This is a genomic window from Segeticoccus rhizosphaerae (assembly GCF_005222685.1).
GTDB classification, from domain to species: domain Bacteria; phylum Actinomycetota; class Actinomycetes; order Actinomycetales; family Dermatophilaceae; genus Segeticoccus; species Segeticoccus rhizosphaerae.
The window spans coordinates 103,401-120,312 of sequence record NZ_SWMA01000009.1 but is presented as its reverse complement, the minus strand read 5'-3'; the positions used below and the strand labels follow the sequence as shown (position 1 = coordinate 120,312).

At 67.9% G+C, this 16,912-nt stretch carries 22 protein-coding genes and 1 pseudogene; 9 read left to right on the top strand and 14 right to left on the bottom strand.

All coding sequences use genetic code 11. The features are described from left to right. Window positions 1-293: 293 nt before the first annotated feature. The 3 genes and pseudogenes from FCN22_RS09095 to FCN22_RS22790 all read left to right on the top strand — a co-directional run. Window positions 294-605: pseudogene (locus tag FCN22_RS09095) on the top strand (integrase core domain-containing protein); the annotation flags it as partial. A gap of 66 nt (window positions 606-671) precedes the next feature. Next, window positions 672-1,178, top strand: a complete 507-nt coding sequence (locus FCN22_RS09090) for a hypothetical protein (RefSeq protein WP_137121221.1) — start codon at window positions 672-674, stop codon at window positions 1,176-1,178. A 199-nt stretch (window positions 1,179-1,377) separates the two neighbouring features. Then, on the top strand, window positions 1,378-1,740 hold the full coding sequence (locus FCN22_RS22790) for a glycosyl-4,4'-diaponeurosporenoate acyltransferase CrtO family protein (protein ID WP_373681293.1): 363 nt from the start codon (window positions 1,378-1,380) through the stop codon (window positions 1,738-1,740). Between the two features lie 62 nt (window positions 1,741-1,802). Here the strand turns inward: FCN22_RS22790 and FCN22_RS09085 are convergent, their stop codons facing one another. From FCN22_RS09085 to FCN22_RS09075, 3 genes are all read right to left on the bottom strand, one after another. Next, complete coding sequence (locus FCN22_RS09085) at window positions 1,803-2,729, bottom strand: DnaJ C-terminal domain-containing protein (protein WP_137121220.1); 927 nt, start codon at window positions 2,727-2,729, stop codon at window positions 1,803-1,805. A gap of 254 nt (window positions 2,730-2,983) precedes the next feature. Beyond that, window positions 2,984-3,346, bottom strand: coding sequence for a hypothetical protein (locus tag FCN22_RS09080; RefSeq protein WP_137121219.1), 363 nt, complete (start codon window positions 3,344-3,346; stop codon window positions 2,984-2,986). A gap of 30 nt (window positions 3,347-3,376) precedes the next feature. Further along, window positions 3,377-3,808 (bottom strand): Hsp20/alpha crystallin family protein, encoded by a 432-nt coding sequence (locus FCN22_RS09075; RefSeq protein ID WP_137121237.1) that lies wholly within the window; start codon window positions 3,806-3,808, stop codon window positions 3,377-3,379. Between the two features lie 146 nt (window positions 3,809-3,954). Here FCN22_RS09075 and FCN22_RS21585 point away from each other — a divergent pair, with 146 nt between their 5' ends. Genes FCN22_RS21585 through FCN22_RS09065 form a run of 3 tightly spaced genes read left to right on the top strand, consistent with a single transcriptional unit; the run spans window position 3,955 to window position 4,900 of the window. After that, the gene (locus FCN22_RS21585; protein WP_162308169.1) at window positions 3,955-4,308 is read left to right on the top strand and encodes a hypothetical protein; all 354 of its coding nucleotides are present in this window, start codon (window positions 3,955-3,957) and stop codon (window positions 4,306-4,308) included. Next, window positions 4,305-4,661 carry a MerR family transcriptional regulator gene (locus FCN22_RS09070; RefSeq protein ID WP_238384629.1) on the top strand — a complete coding sequence of 119 codons (357 nt, stop codon included), beginning with the start codon at window positions 4,305-4,307 and terminating at the stop codon, window positions 4,659-4,661. Before FCN22_RS21585 ends, FCN22_RS09070 begins: the two co-directional genes overlap by 4 nt. After that, on the top strand, window positions 4,658-4,900 hold the full coding sequence (locus tag FCN22_RS09065) for an Rv3202a family protein (protein ID WP_137121218.1): 243 nt from the start codon (window positions 4,658-4,660) through the stop codon (window positions 4,898-4,900). The genes FCN22_RS09070 and FCN22_RS09065 overlap by 4 nt, the downstream gene beginning before the upstream one ends. Before the next feature lie 34 nt (window positions 4,901-4,934). On the opposite strand, the gene FCN22_RS09060 is transcribed toward FCN22_RS09065, so the two are convergent. The 5 genes from FCN22_RS09060 to FCN22_RS09045 form a co-directional block, all read right to left on the bottom strand. Beyond that, window positions 4,935-5,315 (bottom strand): RidA family protein, encoded by a 381-nt coding sequence (locus tag FCN22_RS09060; RefSeq protein ID WP_137121217.1) that lies wholly within the window; start codon window positions 5,313-5,315, stop codon window positions 4,935-4,937. A gap of 119 nt (window positions 5,316-5,434) precedes the next feature. Continuing rightward, the gene (locus FCN22_RS21870) at window positions 5,435-5,623 is read right to left on the bottom strand and encodes a hypothetical protein (protein ID WP_202911486.1); all 189 of its coding nucleotides are present in this window, start codon (window positions 5,621-5,623) and stop codon (window positions 5,435-5,437) included. A 150-nt stretch (window positions 5,624-5,773) separates the two neighbouring features. Further along, on the bottom strand, window positions 5,774-6,022 hold the full coding sequence (locus FCN22_RS21865; RefSeq protein WP_202911485.1) for a hypothetical protein: 249 nt from the start codon (window positions 6,020-6,022) through the stop codon (window positions 5,774-5,776). Window positions 6,023-6,171: 149 nt separating this feature from the next. Beyond that, a complete protein-coding gene (locus FCN22_RS09050) occupies window positions 6,172-6,981 on the bottom strand; it encodes an SAM-dependent methyltransferase (RefSeq protein WP_137121216.1) in 810 nt (269 codons plus the stop codon). After that, complete coding sequence (locus FCN22_RS09045) at window positions 6,978-8,063, bottom strand: alpha/beta fold hydrolase (RefSeq protein ID WP_137121215.1); 1,086 nt, start codon at window positions 8,061-8,063, stop codon at window positions 6,978-6,980. Before FCN22_RS09045 ends, FCN22_RS09050 begins: the two co-directional genes overlap by 4 nt. A 52-nt stretch (window positions 8,064-8,115) precedes the next feature. Between FCN22_RS09045 and FCN22_RS09040 the strand changes: the two genes are divergently transcribed. Beyond that, on the top strand, window positions 8,116-8,811 hold the full coding sequence (locus FCN22_RS09040; RefSeq protein WP_137121214.1) for a TetR/AcrR family transcriptional regulator: 696 nt from the start codon (window positions 8,116-8,118) through the stop codon (window positions 8,809-8,811). A 128-nt stretch (window positions 8,812-8,939) separates the two neighbouring features. Here FCN22_RS09040 and FCN22_RS09035 read toward each other — a convergent pair whose 3' ends face one another. Continuing rightward, window positions 8,940-10,094 (bottom strand): lactonase family protein, encoded by a 1,155-nt coding sequence (locus FCN22_RS09035; protein WP_162308168.1) that lies wholly within the window; start codon window positions 10,092-10,094, stop codon window positions 8,940-8,942. Between the two features lie 193 nt (window positions 10,095-10,287). On the opposite strand from FCN22_RS09035, the gene FCN22_RS09030 reads away from it, so the two are divergent. Further along, window positions 10,288-10,965 carry an RNA polymerase sigma factor gene (locus FCN22_RS09030; protein WP_238384626.1) on the top strand — a complete coding sequence of 226 codons (678 nt, stop codon included), beginning with the start codon at window positions 10,288-10,290 and terminating at the stop codon, window positions 10,963-10,965. Next, a complete protein-coding gene (locus tag FCN22_RS09025; RefSeq protein ID WP_137121212.1) occupies window positions 10,962-11,201 on the top strand; it encodes a zf-HC2 domain-containing protein in 240 nt (79 codons plus the stop codon). The genes FCN22_RS09030 and FCN22_RS09025 overlap by 4 nt, the downstream gene beginning before the upstream one ends. A 544-nt stretch (window positions 11,202-11,745) precedes the next feature. Here FCN22_RS09025 and FCN22_RS09020 read toward each other — a convergent pair. From FCN22_RS09020 to FCN22_RS09000, 5 genes are all read right to left on the bottom strand, one after another. Continuing rightward, window positions 11,746-12,789, bottom strand: coding sequence for an ADP-ribosylglycohydrolase family protein (locus FCN22_RS09020; RefSeq protein WP_137121211.1), 1,044 nt, complete (start codon window positions 12,787-12,789; stop codon window positions 11,746-11,748). Between the two features lie 279 nt (window positions 12,790-13,068). Next, complete coding sequence (locus FCN22_RS09015) at window positions 13,069-14,118, bottom strand: ABC transporter permease (protein WP_137121210.1); 1,050 nt, start codon at window positions 14,116-14,118, stop codon at window positions 13,069-13,071. Window positions 14,119-14,126: 8 nt separating this feature from the next. After that, window positions 14,127-14,909, bottom strand: coding sequence for an ATP-binding cassette domain-containing protein (locus tag FCN22_RS09010; RefSeq protein ID WP_137121209.1), 783 nt, complete (start codon window positions 14,907-14,909; stop codon window positions 14,127-14,129). A 28-nt stretch (window positions 14,910-14,937) separates the two neighbouring features. Further along, window positions 14,938-16,026, bottom strand: a complete 1,089-nt coding sequence (locus FCN22_RS09005) for a substrate-binding domain-containing protein (RefSeq protein ID WP_137121208.1) — start codon at window positions 16,024-16,026, stop codon at window positions 14,938-14,940. A gap of 76 nt (window positions 16,027-16,102) precedes the next feature. Beyond that, entirely contained in the window at window positions 16,103-16,837 is a 735-nt protein-coding gene (locus FCN22_RS09000; RefSeq protein ID WP_137121234.1) for an SDR family oxidoreductase, read from the bottom strand. Window positions 16,838-16,912 lie beyond the last annotated feature (75 nt).

Here is a 16,912-nt window from a genome sequence, read left to right as displayed (position 1 = left end):
TGAGCACGCCGCCATCGACAGCGGCGAGTAGGGCACCGAGGACCCCCTCAAAGCCCACCACCCCGCGGGGCTCTGTCCGACATGATGCGCGAAGCGGTCAACGCCGCGACCCCCGCCATCACCAACACCGGCGCCGAACGACTCAGCGAAGACACCCTCCAAGCCCTCTACAGCCTCCGATAGCACCAATCGTTAAGCCGAGGAATCACACGGCCAGCGCCCAGGCACAGGCCAGTTCCCGATTCCTCGGCTTAACCTCAACCTCGGTGTAATCGCTGCTAAACCGAATTCGGTTTAACAGCGACCACGGATCGCAATACACCTCAAAGGATTTCGCTGCCCTATGCTCTCACCTGGGCGTCAAACAGTCCATGGGCGCGGTCGGGACCAGTGCCGACAACAGCCTCGCGGAATCGTTCAACGCCACCGTCAAACGAGAGATACTGCAAGACGCCAACAGCTGGCCCGACGAGGTCACCTGCCGTCGCCAACTCTTCGGCTGGCTCACCCGCTACAACACCCGCCGGAGGCACTCCTGGTGCGGCTACCGTTCACCGATTGACTACGAGGCAGCACACGCCGCTACACTTCCGGCGGCAGCGTAATCCACCCCTGTGTCTACGAATTGGGGGCAAGGCCCTACGGTGGTACGGGACGCCATACTCGACGATGTGCAGTTGGCCACCGTCTACGCGCGTGCCGGCCTCTCGGTGCGATGCTTCATCGGGGGGACGTCGCTCCGGATGCGGATGTATCCGAACGGCTTCCGCCAACTGATGGAAGGTTGGACGAAGAACATCGCCTCGGGCGCCGAGCGGGCAGATCGACGGGCCGCTGCCGGTGCCGCCGCGTGGGTCTGTTGCCACTTCGCTACAGGCGTCGGCGGGCTGCTGACGATCCTCTCCCTCGTCACCGGAGGACGATGGCTCCTCACCGGTCCGTGGTTCCTGTGGGCTGTCGCATGGGTCGGCCTGGCGCTGCAGTTTCGGAACATCCTCCGACGGATCGGTTCGTACCGGTGGTGGACATGGGCGATGTTCCCCATACCGTTGCTGGCGTTCGCACTGCTGTTCACGCGGTCGGCGTACCTCACCTACGGACGGGGGGCAGTGCGTTGGCGCGGCCGCAGCATCCGCTTGCCCCGCCGGAAACAACAGTGGGAAGGCACCGATGCTTGAGTTCATCATGCCAGTGCGCGTCACCGTCGCCGTCGACATCTTGGCGTGGGGGGCCTGCCACACTGCTACCGGTTACGCCGCCCATCGCCTCACAGACCGGCACCTGGACCACGATGGGTGGCTGCTTCGGCCCCGAGGATTTGAGGATTCTGGTCGGTGGTACCGGCGCCGCTTGCGCATCAACTCCTGGAAAGGCTGAGTGCCAGAGGCGGGCAACCTCTTCCACGGTGGAATCAGCAAGTCGCAACTCCCGGCACCAACCGGCGACGGGGTGACGCTTTTCATCCGCGAAACCCGTCGTGCAGAACTTGCCCACTGGTGGGCGCTGACGTGTGGTCCCCTGTTCGCGCTCTGGAACCGACCGCTCGCGACCGTCCTGTTGATCAGTTACGGGATCATGGTGAATCTCCCCTTCATCGCCATTCAGCGATACAACAGGTTCCGCTGCCAAGCGTTCACAGATCGCCGACCAGGGGGCGCTGGGTCGGGAGTGGTTCGTCGCAGCTCAGGCTTGTCAGGTGGGATTGAGCCGGGCGCCGGGGGAGGCGACGCGAATTGCTAGGGCCGGGTGCCGCCGCGGGGTGTGTCTCGCGGCGGGTGCGTGTGTTTCTCCGGAGGGCGCGGTCATGGCTGGGGCTCCTGCTTCATGCGGGGGCGGAACGTGGAGGTGTGGGCAAGCTGGGTGAACAGTCGTCGTTCGGTGGGGCTGAGCGGAGAGGGGACGGCGATGGCCACATGGGCGTGCAGGTCCCCTGCGGGACCGTCGGGGTTGGGTAGCCCGCCAGCGGAGATGGTGAGCACGGTTCCGGAGGAGGTGCCGGTCGGTATCTGGAGCTGGAGCTGCCCTGCGGGCGCCTGGAGGGTGACGGTTCCGCCGAGGGCGGCTTCCCAGGGAGCCAGCGGCAGGTCCACGTGCACGTTGCGGCCCTCGACGCGGTAGCGCGTGTCCTCGGTGAGCCGCACCTGCAGCACCACCGGCTGCCCGTCGTGCCCGCCGGGGAGGTGGTTGACCGGCACGTGCAGCCGCTGGCCGGTGAGGACGCCGGGTGGGATGGTGACCGGCATGGTGACAGTGCCGTGTGGCCCGGTCACCGTCAGGGTGCGGCGGGTGCCGCGGTAGGCCTCCTCCAGGCTGATCTCCACTTCGGCGTCGATGCCGGAGTCGGTGTGTTGACCGGTCGGTTCGGGGTTGAGTGTGGAGGCGTGGGCAAAGCTGGGGCCACCCAGCCAGAACGCGGCGGGGTCGGGGCGGGTGCTGCGTCCTGTCCACGGGGGGCGCCAGGTGCCGCCGGTGGCCCGGGTCGGCCGGGAGGGAGGTGTCGGTTTGGTGGGGCGGGTGGCGTCGTAGCGGGCGCGGCTGGCCGGGTCGGACAGGACCCGGTAGGCGACGGTGATCTGGGCGAAGTGTTCGGCGGCGCCGGGGGAGGCGGCCACGTCGGGGTGCCAGCGTCGGGCCAGACGCCGGTAGGCCCGCGCGATCTGCGCGGTGGTGGCGGCCGGGTCCACCTCCAGCAGCCGGTACAGGTCCAATCGCGGATCCACTGTGGTCATCGGCGTGCTGTGTCGGCTGCGCACACCGAGCCCGGCAGCGTGCCGGTGGACAGCGGTGGGTCGTGCCCCACCGTTTCGAGGGGCACGACCCGCCGGGTGGGGCGTGGAACCGCTGGTAGGGCGCGCCGGGTAACACGAGTTCGCCGTGAGTGCGTGTCGCCACCTGACGTGGTTGGGCGACGAAGAAGAGCCGTTGCGCGCGGAACCAGCGGCCGCCCGGGTACTCGGTGAGCGGCGCTGACCTGATCACCTCCTCATCTGCTTGTAGGGGGCGGTGCAGTGGTGCCACCGGTGCAGCCCACCGGTCCACCGGGTTGCCTGTCGGTCGCGGGCGGTGAGCGTTGTCGGGACCAGCCATCGATGCCGGGGCGGGCCGGGCAGCCGGGCGGACGCACGGAATGCGTGGGCGCGTGCCCCGGCTCGCCCGGCGGCTGCTGGCCGATGCCCTGACCGGCCGCCCGCTGCGGTGGGCTGGGCCATTCAGCGGCGATGATCGCCTCGAACTGCGCGTTCAGCAGCTCCTCATCGGCGGCCACCAGGGCCCAGAACTGCTCAGCGACGGCTTGCTCGGCGGCGTCCTCGACGCGGACACCGGCGCCTTCGGTCGTGGCCATCATGGGAGACCACCTCTTGTTGCTCGTGGCCGGTCAGGTGTTGATCGCCTGGGCGCCCCCCTGCCCGCTGCTGATCTGGATCTTGCGGGGCTTGGCCTGCTCGGCCACCGGGATCCTCAGGGTGAGCACGCCAGCGTCGTAGCCGGCCTCGATGTGCTCGGTGTCCAGGTTGTCGCCGAGTACCAGCTGGCGGCTGAAGGTGCCGCGGGCTCGTTCGGCGGCGATCATCTCCCCGGCGTCCTCCCGGGCGGGGCGCTCCGCCTTGACGGTGACCACGTTGCGCTCGACGTCCAAATCGATCGCGCCCGGATCCACCCCGGGCAGATCGAACTCGACCACGAACCTGTCTCCTTCACGCCAGGCGTCCATCGGCATCGCCGCCGGGTGGGCCAGCGAGCCGTTGCCGTTGAACATCTGTCGAGTGAGCCGGTCCAGCTCGCGGAACGGGTCGGTGCGCATCAACATCTGTGCCATTGGTGAACACTCCTTCCAAGAGCCTCTCAAGCCACCTGGTTTCCTGTCGTGGCTCACATAGATTTCTTATAGCACGTGTGGGATACTCAGGCAAGAGCCCAAGGAAGAAGAGCCGACGAAGGAAACAGGTGGCTGACATGGTCCTCACAGAAGTGTCGGTGGAGCGGCTGGCCTTCACCTGCGGCTGTGGCCGCAGCTGGTCGGACGACTTCGACGTGCAGCACGTGACCGACGGGCACGGCCATGCCCGGGACTACTACTTCCACGACGGGGTGCCCTGTCCCGACCCGACCGCACCCGGAGCGGTGCTGTGCCCGGACTGTGGGCGGGCGCACGTGGCGGTGGAACTGACCGCCCGCCGGGCCAGTCCCGCAGTCACATTCACCGACCCCGGGGACTTGGGCACCCGGCCGGGGCCGGACAAGGCCGCCGAGCGCGCCGCCGCGCCGCTGCTGGCCGCGGCCGAGACGGCCATGCAGGAATCCCAGTGAGCCCGGTCGACCCGGACAAGGGCGTGTACGGGATCTCGGTGGCTGCCGAGCTGGCCGGCATGGACGCCCAGCGACTGCGCATGTACGAGTCCCGCGGGCTGCTCGAACCCGACCGGACCGCTGGGGGCACCCGCCGCTACAGCGCCGACGACCTGGACCGGCTGCGCCGCATCGGTGCCCTGCTCGGCGACGGGCTCAACCTGGCCGGCATCGCCATGGTGTTGGACCTGCAAGACGAGAACGGCCGGCTGCACCACCGGCTGAAGAACCGCGAGCCCACCGGCAACCACGGCCACGACACCACGCACAGTACGGATGATGCCGCCACCACGAAGGGAGAAAACCGGTCATGACACCGACGACCACCCCGGGCGGCAACGACGAGCCCGTTGACCCCACCGCCGCCGTGCCCGAGGCCGACGCCGCCGAGCAGGCCACCCCGGCCGTCCCCGAGACCACCGACCACACCGAGGATCGCCGCGATGAGACCGACGAGGTAGACCAGGCGGATGCTTGGGAACAAACCCTGCCCGTACCCGGCCAGGACGACGATGACTACGACTACAGGGGCGGCCCAGGCTCCCGCGACTGAGCCTACGGCCGTAGCTTGGGCTTCCGCCTCGCCATCACGGGCGTACGGCGACCATCTCGATCTCGACATGTGCGCCGAGAGGCAGGCCAGCCACGGCGATCGTGGTACGTGCGGGGGGCGGCTGCGCGAAGTACGACGCGTACACGCGGTTCATCTCGGCGAAGTCGTCCATGTCGGTCAGATAGACGTTGCACTTCACGACGTCGTCGGTCGTCAGGCCGGCAGCAGAGAGCACGGCGACGAGGTTGTTCAAGCATCTGCCGGTCTGCTGACCGGGGCCACCCTCCACCAACGTGCCCGTGTGTGGGTCCAACGGCGTCTGCCCGGACAGGAAGACCAACTGGCCCGTGTCGATGGCTTGCGAGTAGGGACCGACGGCCACGCCACGCTCCGACGTGACGGCAATGCGTGACATGGGCGCTCCCATTCGTGTACGAGTAAGGGCTGGCGAGTTCAGCCTGCCACAGTGAGCGTTGCATCGCGGCGGCGACACTACTGCGGAGCAACCGTCCCGTCGGGCCTCGAGACCGCGGGTCACACCTCTCGGGAGCCGGTGGTGTGCTGCCAAGCGTCGGGCCACGCGACGCAATCGACGGTCAGAAACGGTTCGTCGGCCACGGTCGCCGGCGTGAGCCCGGTGAGCGCCTGAACATCTCGGTGCAGGTGGGACTGGTCGGTGAAGCCACGGTCGGCCGCGACTGCCGACGACCCGGTCCCCGGCATGGGAGACCTCCGCGTCCACCGGGGGCCTCAGCTCGAGTCGGCGGGCCAGGAGTTCATCGGTCAACGCGAAACGTTCCTGCCAGGAGCGGGCATCCTCGAGTTGCCGGGCGATTCGTGATGCCTCGCTTCCCCGCAGCTCGTCCAGGGCGATCACGGCCCCGCCCAGTTCGGCTGACTGGCACCCAGAACCGCTCCCGCGGTCACTGGCGACAGGCGCACCTGCAAACACGCGAAACTCTCTGCCTGATGCACCTGCATCGGTTCGAACCCGAGCCCGGCAACGAAGCTTCCGTGCAGCTGGCGGCCCGTGGCACCACCTACGGTGATGAAAACGGGGCCGAACATCAACGCGAGCGTCACGCCCGGGGGTGGGATCACCCGTAGGCCGGTCGGGGTCATGCCCCGGTAACGGAACCCGGCCATCGCTCGGACCCGGGTACTGGTACGGCGGCCCATGGCTCGGTGTCACCCTCTTGCACGCCGTCAGGGAGAAGTAGTCGGAGGAAGCCGGACGGCCCCCAACACGCCAGCACAGGAAGACCCGCTCGCTAAGCATCTTGACGGCCATGATCCCTCGGGCCCACGAATGTGAATGCACCGCGGTGCACGGTGAGGGTGCCGTCGGCCAGGGCTCTGGTGAAGTTCGCCATGCGCCTTGGACCGTTAGTCAGCAGTGTGGGCAACATGGCTGCGCCGTCAGCGCTCGAGGGCACCGCGAGCTCGTGGAACCACTCCAGGGCCCAGGCGGTCTCGTCCACCCATTCGATCGTCTCGAACCCGCTGCCTTCGATGGTCGGGCGCAGGTCAGCGGGTGTCGTGAGGAAGCTGTCGTCGCCATCCAGCGACCATGGCAGAGGGACCTCGGGCTTGTCTCGACCGCTCTGACAGACCTCGAAGGTCGCCAGCCTTGCCCCTGGCCGGAGCCGACCCCCGATGTGGTGGAAGAACCCCGTCTTGTCGGCGATGTTCATCTGGACGTGCATGGTGTAGGCGGCGTCGAAGTCGCCTCGCTCGACCTCGGTGATATCAGCGCAGGAGAAGCTGACCTGTCCGGCCAGGCCGGCAGCCTGCGTCATGGCCGTTGCGGCGTCGACGTAGGACCGTGCGGTGTCCACGCCGACGACCGCGCAGCCGGTCGAGCGGGCGATTTGCCGGGCCGGGCCACCAAGTCCGGAGCCGACGTCGAGCGCGGTCATGCCGGGGGCGAGTTTGAGGCCTGGCAATATCCGGTCCACGGCGGCGGCTCCGCCGGCGTGGAACTGGTCGATCCCGTCGAGCTGCGACTGGGTGAGGGCGGCCAGCTGGGTTCCCGTGCGTTGTTCGATCGTGGTGATGAGGCCGGTCTCTGTGTAGGTCATGGCGTGGCTCCCGATCTGGGCAGGGTCTGGGTAAGGGCTGGGCCGGTGCCGGCGGTCCCGACTCCGTGGCGGGCAGCGATGCCTCGGATTGCCGCGGCGAGCAGGTGCGGCTGCTCGCTGGTGGTCAGGTGGCCGCCGGGGAAGGTGAGTACCTGCGCTTGGGGTACGCGCTGCCGGGTGGCAGGGATCTGCCGGTGTTCATAGGGGTCCTCGTCGCTGCCGCCGACATAGAGGGCGACCGTGTCATCGAGGTCGCGGATGATCGCGGACAGGTCCCACCGGTCGGCGTGGCGGTGGTGCTCGGCGACGAAGCCGGCGGCGTTGTGGGCGAAGGCAGCTCCCTCCCGTCGGGTGATCGCCGACCACAGCTCGCTGAGCTCCTCCGGACCGGGCCGGTAACCGCGCGAGTACATCCGGGCCCGCAGCATGGAAGCGGCGAAGGCGCGTGGCGAGCTCTGCCACCGCCGCATCCCCAGCGCCCCAAGCGGGCTGGCCAGTAGCGGCGTGCCCTGCCACGGGTGGCTGTGCGCGTCGGCGAACAGGCCACCATTGATCATGAACGCGGCCACGATCACCGTCCCGGCGGTGCCGCCGGAAGAGGTCCGTTCCGCCTGGCGGCGCAGCAGCTCCAACAGCGCCAACGAGGTGTAGTCGAAGGTGACCACGACGGTCCGGCGCACGCCATGGTGTCGCCACAGTGCCTGGACCAGGTCTGCCCGCTCGTAAGTGGAGTACCGGTAGTCCCGGGGCTTGTCCGAGTCACCCTTCCCCACTGGCTCCACATACAACCGCGGGGCGAGATCACCGCCGAGCAGGCGATCCACTTGCGCCCAGCCGTAGGACCCGTCCGGGAACCCGGGGAGCATCGTCAGCCACACGGCGTCCTGGTCCGTTCCCGGCGCCGCAGCGGTGATGCGCTCGAAAACCCTGAGCGCGTCGGGAGCCGCAGCGCGCTGCTTCCCGGTCGGGACGCGCGCAGGTGCCGGGTCGTACCAGACCCGCCGCCCGCCGGCGAACCACTCAGCCGCCGTCACCGGCGCATGTCCCGGTCGTGTCTCAACTGGGATCTTGGTCCTGTCCATCAGAGTCTCCTCCGGCTTCGGTTGTGTGGACGCTGTCCACTAGTTTGTCGACATGAACAGCGAATCAACCGGTGGGAGAACCACAGCCCGGCGGCATCCTCGAGGTGCCGTCCGGGACGGCTTGGTCAGCGCAGGACTCGAACTGGCGCGAGCTGGAGGCCCGGACGCCGTCGTCCTGCGGGAAGTGGCCCGGCGGGTGGGGGTGGTGCCCAACGCCGCATACCGGCACTTCGCCGATCGCGAGGAGCTGCTCGCCGCGGTCTGCACGGCGGCCATGCGAGAACTCGCCGCACGCATGGCCGCTGCCGTCGGCCGCGTGCGCGGTAGGTATGGCGACCCAGTCGCAGCACGTCACCGGTTGCGCGCGGTCGGCCGGGCATACCTGGCGTTCGCCCGCGCCGAGCCGGGACTGTTCGCGACCGCGTTCGCGCTCCCTCCTCAGCATGACTACGAGGGCCCCGACCGCGGCACCGGCCGAGTTCCCATGCCGTTCGATCAACTTCGCGCGGTGCTGGACGAACTGGCCGACGCCCGGGTGCTCAACCGGCGGCGGCGCGCCGGCGTCGAATACCCCATCTGGTCCACCGTCCATGGGCTGGCGGTGCTCACCGGCGAGGGACCGCTGCGTGACCTACCCGATGAAACCCTCCGCCATTTTGAGGAGCTCACCGGCGACTTCATCGAAGGCGTCCTTTCCCCGCGCGGACCGGGTGGACGGGGGAACGCGACTGGTGTCGACCGGACCTGACAACCGACGGTACGGCCTTGTCGTCGCCACCTCGGCCCGGACACGTCGTAGTCCGGTCCCTCTCCTCCAGCACAAGTACGGTCGGGCCTGGCCGCCGGCGCCGGTGGCGGCCCGTTGTCGGGCCACGCTCAGTGGACGGCGATCCCCTCGATGCCGGTGGGGAGCCCTGAGATGCTGCCGATGCGGGTCAGGGTGCCGTCGCGGTTGACGCGGTAGGTGTCGATGCGTCCGGCGGCGCCGGCCTGGGCGTAGAGGGTTTGTCCGTCGGGAGAGGCAGCCATGTCGATGGGCCCGGCGTCGGTGGTTGCGACGACACCGGTGCTGCCGAGTAGTGCCGGGATGCCACGGGGCGAGACGGTGTACGCGCTGATGGTGTTGCTGCCGGCGTTGGCGACGTAGTAGTGGTTCTGGATGCGGGTGACCCAGCACAGCCCTTGCTGACCGTCGCTGAGGGAGCCGATCGGGGTGAGGCGGGTGTCGGGGTGCACCGCGTAGGTGCCGAGCGTGCTGTTGCCGGCTTGGGCGACGACGAGGTGCCCGTTGGGAGTGAACGTGAAGGCGAACGGCACCGGTGTCGACGCTGCGGTGCTCGCGAGATGTTCCGAGAGCAGACCGCGTGGGGTGACTCGGAAGGCTTCGATGCTGTTCGTTGCCGCCTTGGTGGTGACGAGCAGGTTCCGTCCGTCTGGGGTGAATCCGATCTGTCCGGGCGAGGTGAGGAAGTTCGGCGGGGTCGTGTTCGCAAGCTCGAGGTGGCGGACCGAGCCGTGGATGTGGCGCAGGCGGCCGTGGTTCAGGCGGAAGCCGGCGACGGTTCCGGCGCCGCCCCCGTTGAGCGCGTAGACGAGGTCGCCGTTCACCGCGATGCTGACCGGGAACCTGCCTCCGGAGGGCAGAACCTGACGGCGGGTGAGCCGGTCTCCGCGGACCTTGAACACGGAGAGGGTGTTGCTGCCAGCGTTCACCGCGAGCAGGGTGTGCTGGCGGGCGTTGTAGACCAGCGATCCCTGTGAGGCGAGGTAGTCGGCCACGGAGTTAGAGGCTTGGCCGCCGAGGCCACCGGTGGAGTAGCTGCCGGCGCGGGTCAGGGTGCCGTCGGGCGCCTGGTCGTAGACCGCGATCCGGTTGCCGGTCAGGGAGTTGGTCTGGATCATGACCGTATGCCGTGTGGAGGACACCTGCGCCTGCGGGGATGCTGCCGATGCGACGCCCGCCGGGAATACGAGGCTCAGCGCCCCGACCAGGGATGCTGAGGCGACGATGCTGCGGGTTGGCTTGTTCATGATCATTGCTTTCCGTGCGGTGTGGATGGTGTGCCGCGGGTTCCGGTGAGCCACGCTGACTGGTCAGTCTCGGTTCGGCCTCCGGGCGTTACACCGAGATCACTGCCCGCCCGCGCGGCAGTCCCGTAGGCGGGAGTCGTCGGCACTGTTCGCGGACGACTAGACCGGATCTGCTGAGGCATAGAGTGGGCGAGTGGGTGAGCAGGCTGGTGCCGATGATCCCCGAACACGCAGCGACGACGAGCTCGTTGCCGCACTGCTGGCCGGTGACGAGCGTCGGTTCGCAGAGATCGTTGATGCCTGGTCGCCGGCCATGCTGCGGCTCGCGCGATTGCACGTGTCCTCCGGGTCGGCCGCCGAGGACGTCTTGCAGGAGACCTGGATGGCGGTGCTGGGCGGGTTGCACCGTTTCGAGGGCCGGGCCCGGCTGCGTACCTGGGTGTTCCAGATCCTGCTCAACGTCGCCCGAACCCAAGGGGTCAAGGATCGGCGGACGGTGCCGTTCTCCGCGCTGACCGCTGATCTCGACGCCGGCCCCACCGTGGACCCGGCGCGCTTCCAGGGACCCCAGGAGCCGTTTCCCGGCGGCTGGCGGCAGTTTCCCGCGCCCTGGACGTCACCGGAGGACGCGGCCCTGTCCGGGGAAGCCGAACGGGTGATCCGAGAGGCGATCATGCAACTTCCCGAGCGCCAACGGGTCGTGATCGCCCTACGGGACGTCGACGGCTGCAAACCGCAGGAGGTGTGCGAGATTCTGGGGTTGTCACCAGGGAATCAGCGCGTGCTGCTGCACCGTGCCTGCGCGTTCGTCCGCCAGCAGGTCGAGGGCTACTTCAGCAGGCGCCACGCCGCGCGAACGGAGCGAACATGACTGCAATCACTTGTGCGCAGCTCGTCGAGCTGGTGACCGACTACCTCGAGGGCGAGCTCGACGAGCTCACCGCCCGCCGCTTCGAGGAGCACCTGGCCCTCTGCTCAGGATGTCGGACGTACGTCGACCAGTTCCGCCAGGTCATCCAAGCTGCGGGCCAGGTCGCCGAGGACGACCTGTCCTGGCAGGCGCGAACCCATCTGTTGGCCGCGTTCCGGGGCTGGCGCGAGCGCTGACCCGGCATCTTCGTGCTCACCCGCTCAAGTTCAGGCAGGCTACGCAGCTGGCCGGGACAACGGCCCGAGCAGCGACATGTGAAGTCCGCCAAGCTGCCTCCGACGGGGGCCTCGGGCAGTGAGAAGCTTAGGACTCGCCTGCCGTCGGTGGTGTGGGGCACTTCGTGCGCGCGCTCGGTGGCCGGGGCGCTGCCCCGCCGTTGCGTGTAGCCGGGCGTGGTGGCCTGCCAGGGCTCCGGGGCGCGGCTGGGGCGGGTGCTGGGGATCTGCTGGGCGGTGGCCCACCGCTGCAGCGCGGTGAAGGTGGTGTGCTCGAATTCGAGCGGTAGGTTGCGGCCGGCGTGTTCGAGGGAGCGGATCAGCCCGTGGACGGTGGCGCAGGTCAGTTGGGTGGCCGCGCCAGCGGGCCGGAGCTGGCCGGGGGAGTGGGGGCGTGTCCAGGAGTCTCCGAGGGCCGGGCCGAGCATCATGCCGCGGGCGGTGTCGATCCGCTTGGCGAGAAGGGCGGCGGATTGGATGTCGGTGGTCATGCGTGTGCCCGCTTTCACAAGAGGTCGTCGATCTGCGGCACGCGCAGCGCGGTGTGGTGATCTGTCGGGCGGCCTGGTCCAGACGTGACGTGTCCCTGCAGGGCGGTCCGGTAGGCCAGCTGCACCAGGTCGCGGGCGCCCAGGTGCGGCCATCCGTGCACGGTGCGCCGCAGACCCAAGGGGATCGCGGAGACGCCGTAGCGCGCGCCGAGCAGTGCGCCGGTGATCGCGGCGACCGTGTCGGTGTCGTGGCCGATGCGGATGGCCGCGTGCAAGGCCCGGACCAGGTGGGCGGGGTCGCCGTCGCGGTGGTCGGTGTGCACGATGGCCGACCACGCGGCCTGCAAAGCTGTCACGGTGAACCCGTTGCGGGTGAAGTGGGCCGGCTCGCGTTCCTCGGCCTGGTCGATCCACCGGGCCCAGCTGGTGCGCCGCGGTCCGGGCACGAGGTCCAGGCCGGAGCGCAGGTCCAGCACCCCGTCGGTCACGGCGAGCCGCACCGCCTCGGTCCAGAGCACGCAGGAGTCCCCGGCGAGCGGGTCCCAGTGGGTGAGTTCGGCGACGGCTCGGGCCGCGGTGGCGGTCAGGTCGCGGCTCTCCAGTCGGGCCACGCCGATGATGCCGGTGCGCATCAGCGCGCCGTTGCCAGCGGTGTGGCCGGTTCGCTGGTGCAGGGCTCGTGAGGCGTCGAGCATCGCGACGTAGTCCCCGCCACCCGCCTGCTGGCGCGTGGCTCGCAGCACGGTGGAGGTCTGGGCCCCGATGTCCGCGGGAGCCGAGTCCAGCCAGCGCAGGAACTGGTCAGCGATGCGGCTCATGCCAGCATCGCTGTTGGGCAACGACCCGGTCGCCGTCACCTCGGCGATGCACACCGCCATCTGGGTGTCGTCGGACCACTCACCCGGGGCGTACCCGCCCAGCCCGCCACCGGTCATCCGGGGCACCTGGTCGGCGGCCAGGGCAGGCGCGAACTCGTACGGCACCCCCAGCGCGTCCCCGCAGGCTTGGCCGAGCAGCACACCGCTGGCCCTGTCAATCTGTGTCGGCGTCAGTCTCATCCGAACCACCTCTCTCTCGTCATCCTGACGATATATGCGGCTACCGACAGAACCTCCGGTCAGCCGGACGAGTCGCAGGTAAGGCGCCTGGCGCCAGCGCAGGGCGCCGTCGTTCTTCACGCAGAGAAGCACATCGCCGACGCCGTGGCGCGCATCACCCGAGTCACCACGGGTGGCCGTCACCCTGCAGGTCCGGAGTTCGTGTAGGGCGCAACTTCGAGCACACCGCTCGACGACGTTCCCGCTGAGGCGCTGATCGGGCTCACTCTTGCAACGGGACTACTTGACCAGCGCGTCGGATCGTGCTTGTAGACCGGCGACGATGAGGACGATCGCGACAAAGATGTACTCGTAGAGCGCGGGCAGTCCGAGAAGCACGATGAGGTCGTTGATGATGCCGAGGATGAGCGCCCCGATCGCAGCGCCAACGATCGATCCCCGTCCGCCTGTGAAGGGTATTCCCCCGAGAATCACCGCAGCGATCGCCTCGAGCGAGTAGCCCTCGCCGGTGTTGGGGTAGATCGACCCCTGCCACGCCGTGATCATGATCCCGGCGCATGCCGCCAAGAGCGCCGAGATGGCGAACACGCTCATCTTGAGCCAGTCCGCCCTCAAGCCGACCCGTCGCGCCGCTAGTTCGTTCGAGCCGATGCTCTTGAGCCACAAGCCGAGTCTGGTGAAGGACAGGATGCACTGCCCGACGATGACAATCCCGACCGCGATGATGATGAGGTTGGAGATCCCGCCTGTCGAGCCTGCGACACCGGCGAAGCCGAACGAGGTCTGCGCCGTGTTGCGGCTGGCAGGGCTGATGTAGGCGCCGCCGTTGGTAAGCAAGGCGATCCCGCGGAAGCCCCAGTACGTGCCCAGGGTGACGACGAACGAGGGAATGTGGACCTTCGCAACCAGTGCCCCGACGATCAGGCCGACCACGATGGAGCCAAACAGGGTGATGAGAATCGCGAGTCCGGTGGGTACTGCGTGGAAGACGGTTAGCCAGGCCACGGCCATCCCGAAGGACGCCAGCAGACTCTCGACCCCCAGGTCGATCGATCCCACCATCACTACGAACGCCTCGCCGACCGCCACGACGGCGAGGAAGCTTGAGCCGACGAGCAACGCGTTGAGGTTGGCCGGGCGGATGAAACTTGGAGTGATGATGGTGGCGATGACAGCGGCGATGATCAGGAATCCAACCGGCCTGCGGATGCTGCCTTCGCGACCCAGGATCAGCCGGGAGGCATGGCGTAGACGGGCGTCCCTGGGATTCGTTGCGGCTCGGAGAGGCCCGCGTGGTCCGGAGACGCGAGGGAGGTGGGGGAACGGCATACGTGGTCTCATCCGGTACTTGTGGCCGGACTGCCGCCGAACATGAGGTGAACCAGGTCGGCAACCTTTATGTCCGTGTTGTCCAGGACGTGTTCGAGCCGTCCGTTCACGAATATCGCGATGCGGGTACACACAGCGAGGACGTCCTCAAGGCGGTGGCTGATGAGAACGACTGTCTTGCCGCGGGCATGTAGGTCGAGGATCGTGTCCAGGACGTCGTCAGACTTGGCGGCAGAGACGTTCGCCGTGGGTTCGTCCAGCAAGATGATGTCCCGGTCGAAGAGGAGACCTCGGGCCACGGCGACCAGTTGCCGCTCACCTCCGGACAGCTCGCTGACGGGCCAATCTGGTTCGATCTTGGTCTTCATGCGCGCGAGTACGTCGCGCGCACGCCGCCTCATGAGCGGCCGACGGAGCATCCCGTAGCGGCCGAGTTCCGCGCCGAGGAACAAGTTCTGCCAGACCGTGAGGTCCGGGGCCATGGCGAGGTCTTGGTAGACCATCTCGATACCCAGCGCTTGACGGGTCTGTGCAGGGGAGCTCATCCGCACCGGCTTGCCGCGGTAGCGAAAGCTGCCTTCGTCGGGCTGGAGGTAGCCACTGAGCAGGGACAGGAAGGTTGACTTGCCGGCCCCGTTGTCGCCAACCACTCCCAGTACATCGCCCTCGTGGATTTCGAGGCTGACGTCATCCAGGGCGGTCACCGCCCCGAAGCGCTTGACGAGACCTTGCACAGACAACACGGGTACCCCGGCGGCAGGGTGCTGAGGTGAGAGGTCGGTGGCGTCCATTGAGTGCTTTCGCTGTTGGTGCGTTCGCTCATCCGGCCGGGTAGGACTTGAACCCGCCATAGGGCAGGGCAGACACGGTCTGCGGGGTGCCCCAGGCGCCTACCTTCGCCACGTTCTTCTTGGTCACGACCACCTGGGGCAACAGCACCACACCGTTGGGGTAGCGATTGGCGTCCGGCTTGGTCTGTTTCGTGAGATAGGCGTCGATCGCCTCTACGGCCCAGAAGGCTTCCACGTATGGCGCGTGAGTCACAGTGCTGAATTGGGTTCCGGACTTGATCGCGGCGAGGCTTTCCGGCTGGGCGTCTGCGCCGCACACGATCACCTGCTTGCCAGCGGTGATGTTGTGGGACTTGAGCGCGTTGATCGCCCCGAGGGCCATGGCGTCGTTGCTCGCGATGACAGCCTGAACGTTCGTGGACTTCGCCAGCGACTCGGAAATCAGGGTTTGCGCCTTGTCTGTGGCGAAGTCGGCCGACTGGTTGAGGAGCACGGAGAGGTCGCCCTTCTTTTCCAGAGGCTTCAGTACGGTCTGGATCCCTGCCTCACGGTCGACTGAGGTGCTCGCGCCCTGCGTACCCTGCAGATCGATGACGTGCCAGGGCTTCTTCAGCCCGGAGGAGGTCAGGCCTTGGATGCAGCTCGTGGCCAGCTGCTTGCCGAGTTTCTTGTCATTGTCGCCGATGAAGGCGATGCGCGCGCTGGGGTCCGTGACGTCGCGGTCGATCGTGATGATCGGGACCGAGCTGGAGGCCTGCTTGGCGGCACCGGTGACCGAGCCGTCGATCGCGTTGAGGATGATCGCCTTGGCACCGGCCGCCTGTGCCTGTTTGATCTGGTTGATCTCGGTCGATGCCGATCCGTTCGCGCCGAGGATCTTGATGTTGAGGCCGGGAAAGTGCTTGCTGGCGTCCTGTACTCCTTTGGCCATGGGCGCAAAGTAGGGCGGTGTGTAGCCGTTGAAAATGAAGTAGACCAGTTGCTTCCCCCCGGTACCTCCGCCGGTGGTGCCGTTGGTCGCCGAGCTGGAGGGGGAGCTACCTCCGCACGCGCTGAGGATCAAGCTTGTGCCGCAAGCGGCGGCCAGCCAGATTGGGACCCTTCGTCGTAACGTCATGCTTGACACCTTCTTGATGGCATGCCACCGGACCAGTCATCCGGTGACGAGTTGGAGATGCGTCGCAGAAGCACGGTCAGCCCGTTTCGGCCATGCTCCACATGCTCCAGAGCTGGGTTCGCATGTGTCGTGGTTGGCGCAGCGTGGTGATGACCGCGGCTGCTACGTCTTCAGGTGTCAGCCAGTCCTCTTGGCCCGGGGTATCGGCTGTGCGTCCGAGCCCGAGTGCGAACTCGGTTCGGGTGGCGGCCGGGCAGATGCTCGTTACTCGCACTCCTTGAGGGGCTAGTTCCCGGTCCACCGCGCCGGCGAGGCCGATCTGGGCGAACTTGGTTGCGGCGTAAACGGCCTCGTTCGCGCCGCCGCGGAGTCCTGCTACCGAGGCGATGATCACGATGTCGCCGCCGCCGCTGGGATTGGCCAAGAGTTGCGGTAGCGCCGCACGTATAGGCCAGATCGTGCCTGTGATGTTGGTGTCGATCATGGTCGCGACCAGGTCGTCAGTGTGGTCCAGGATGCTGCCGTAAGCTCCGATGCCCGCGCTGAGAACGAGCGCGTCGACCCTGTTCCACTTCTTGTGAGCTGTTGACACGAGCCGTCGCGCATCGGCGGGTCGTCTGACGTCCATCCGGACGCCTATGCATCGCTCGTCCCCCAGGTCCGCCACAAGTTCGTCAAGGCGCTCCTGGCGTCGGCCGCCAAGCACGACGCGTGCTCCGTCCGCGGCGAGCGCCCTGGCGCAGGCCCGACCGATGCCCGAGGTGGCGCCGGTGACGAGTACGACGCGGTCCGCCAGTGGTTGAGCGCTCATGAACACTTCCTGGGTAATCGGTTTCCCGCTATATTTTGTGGTAGCACAGCCGAGGGGTTTCTGACAATGGTGCCC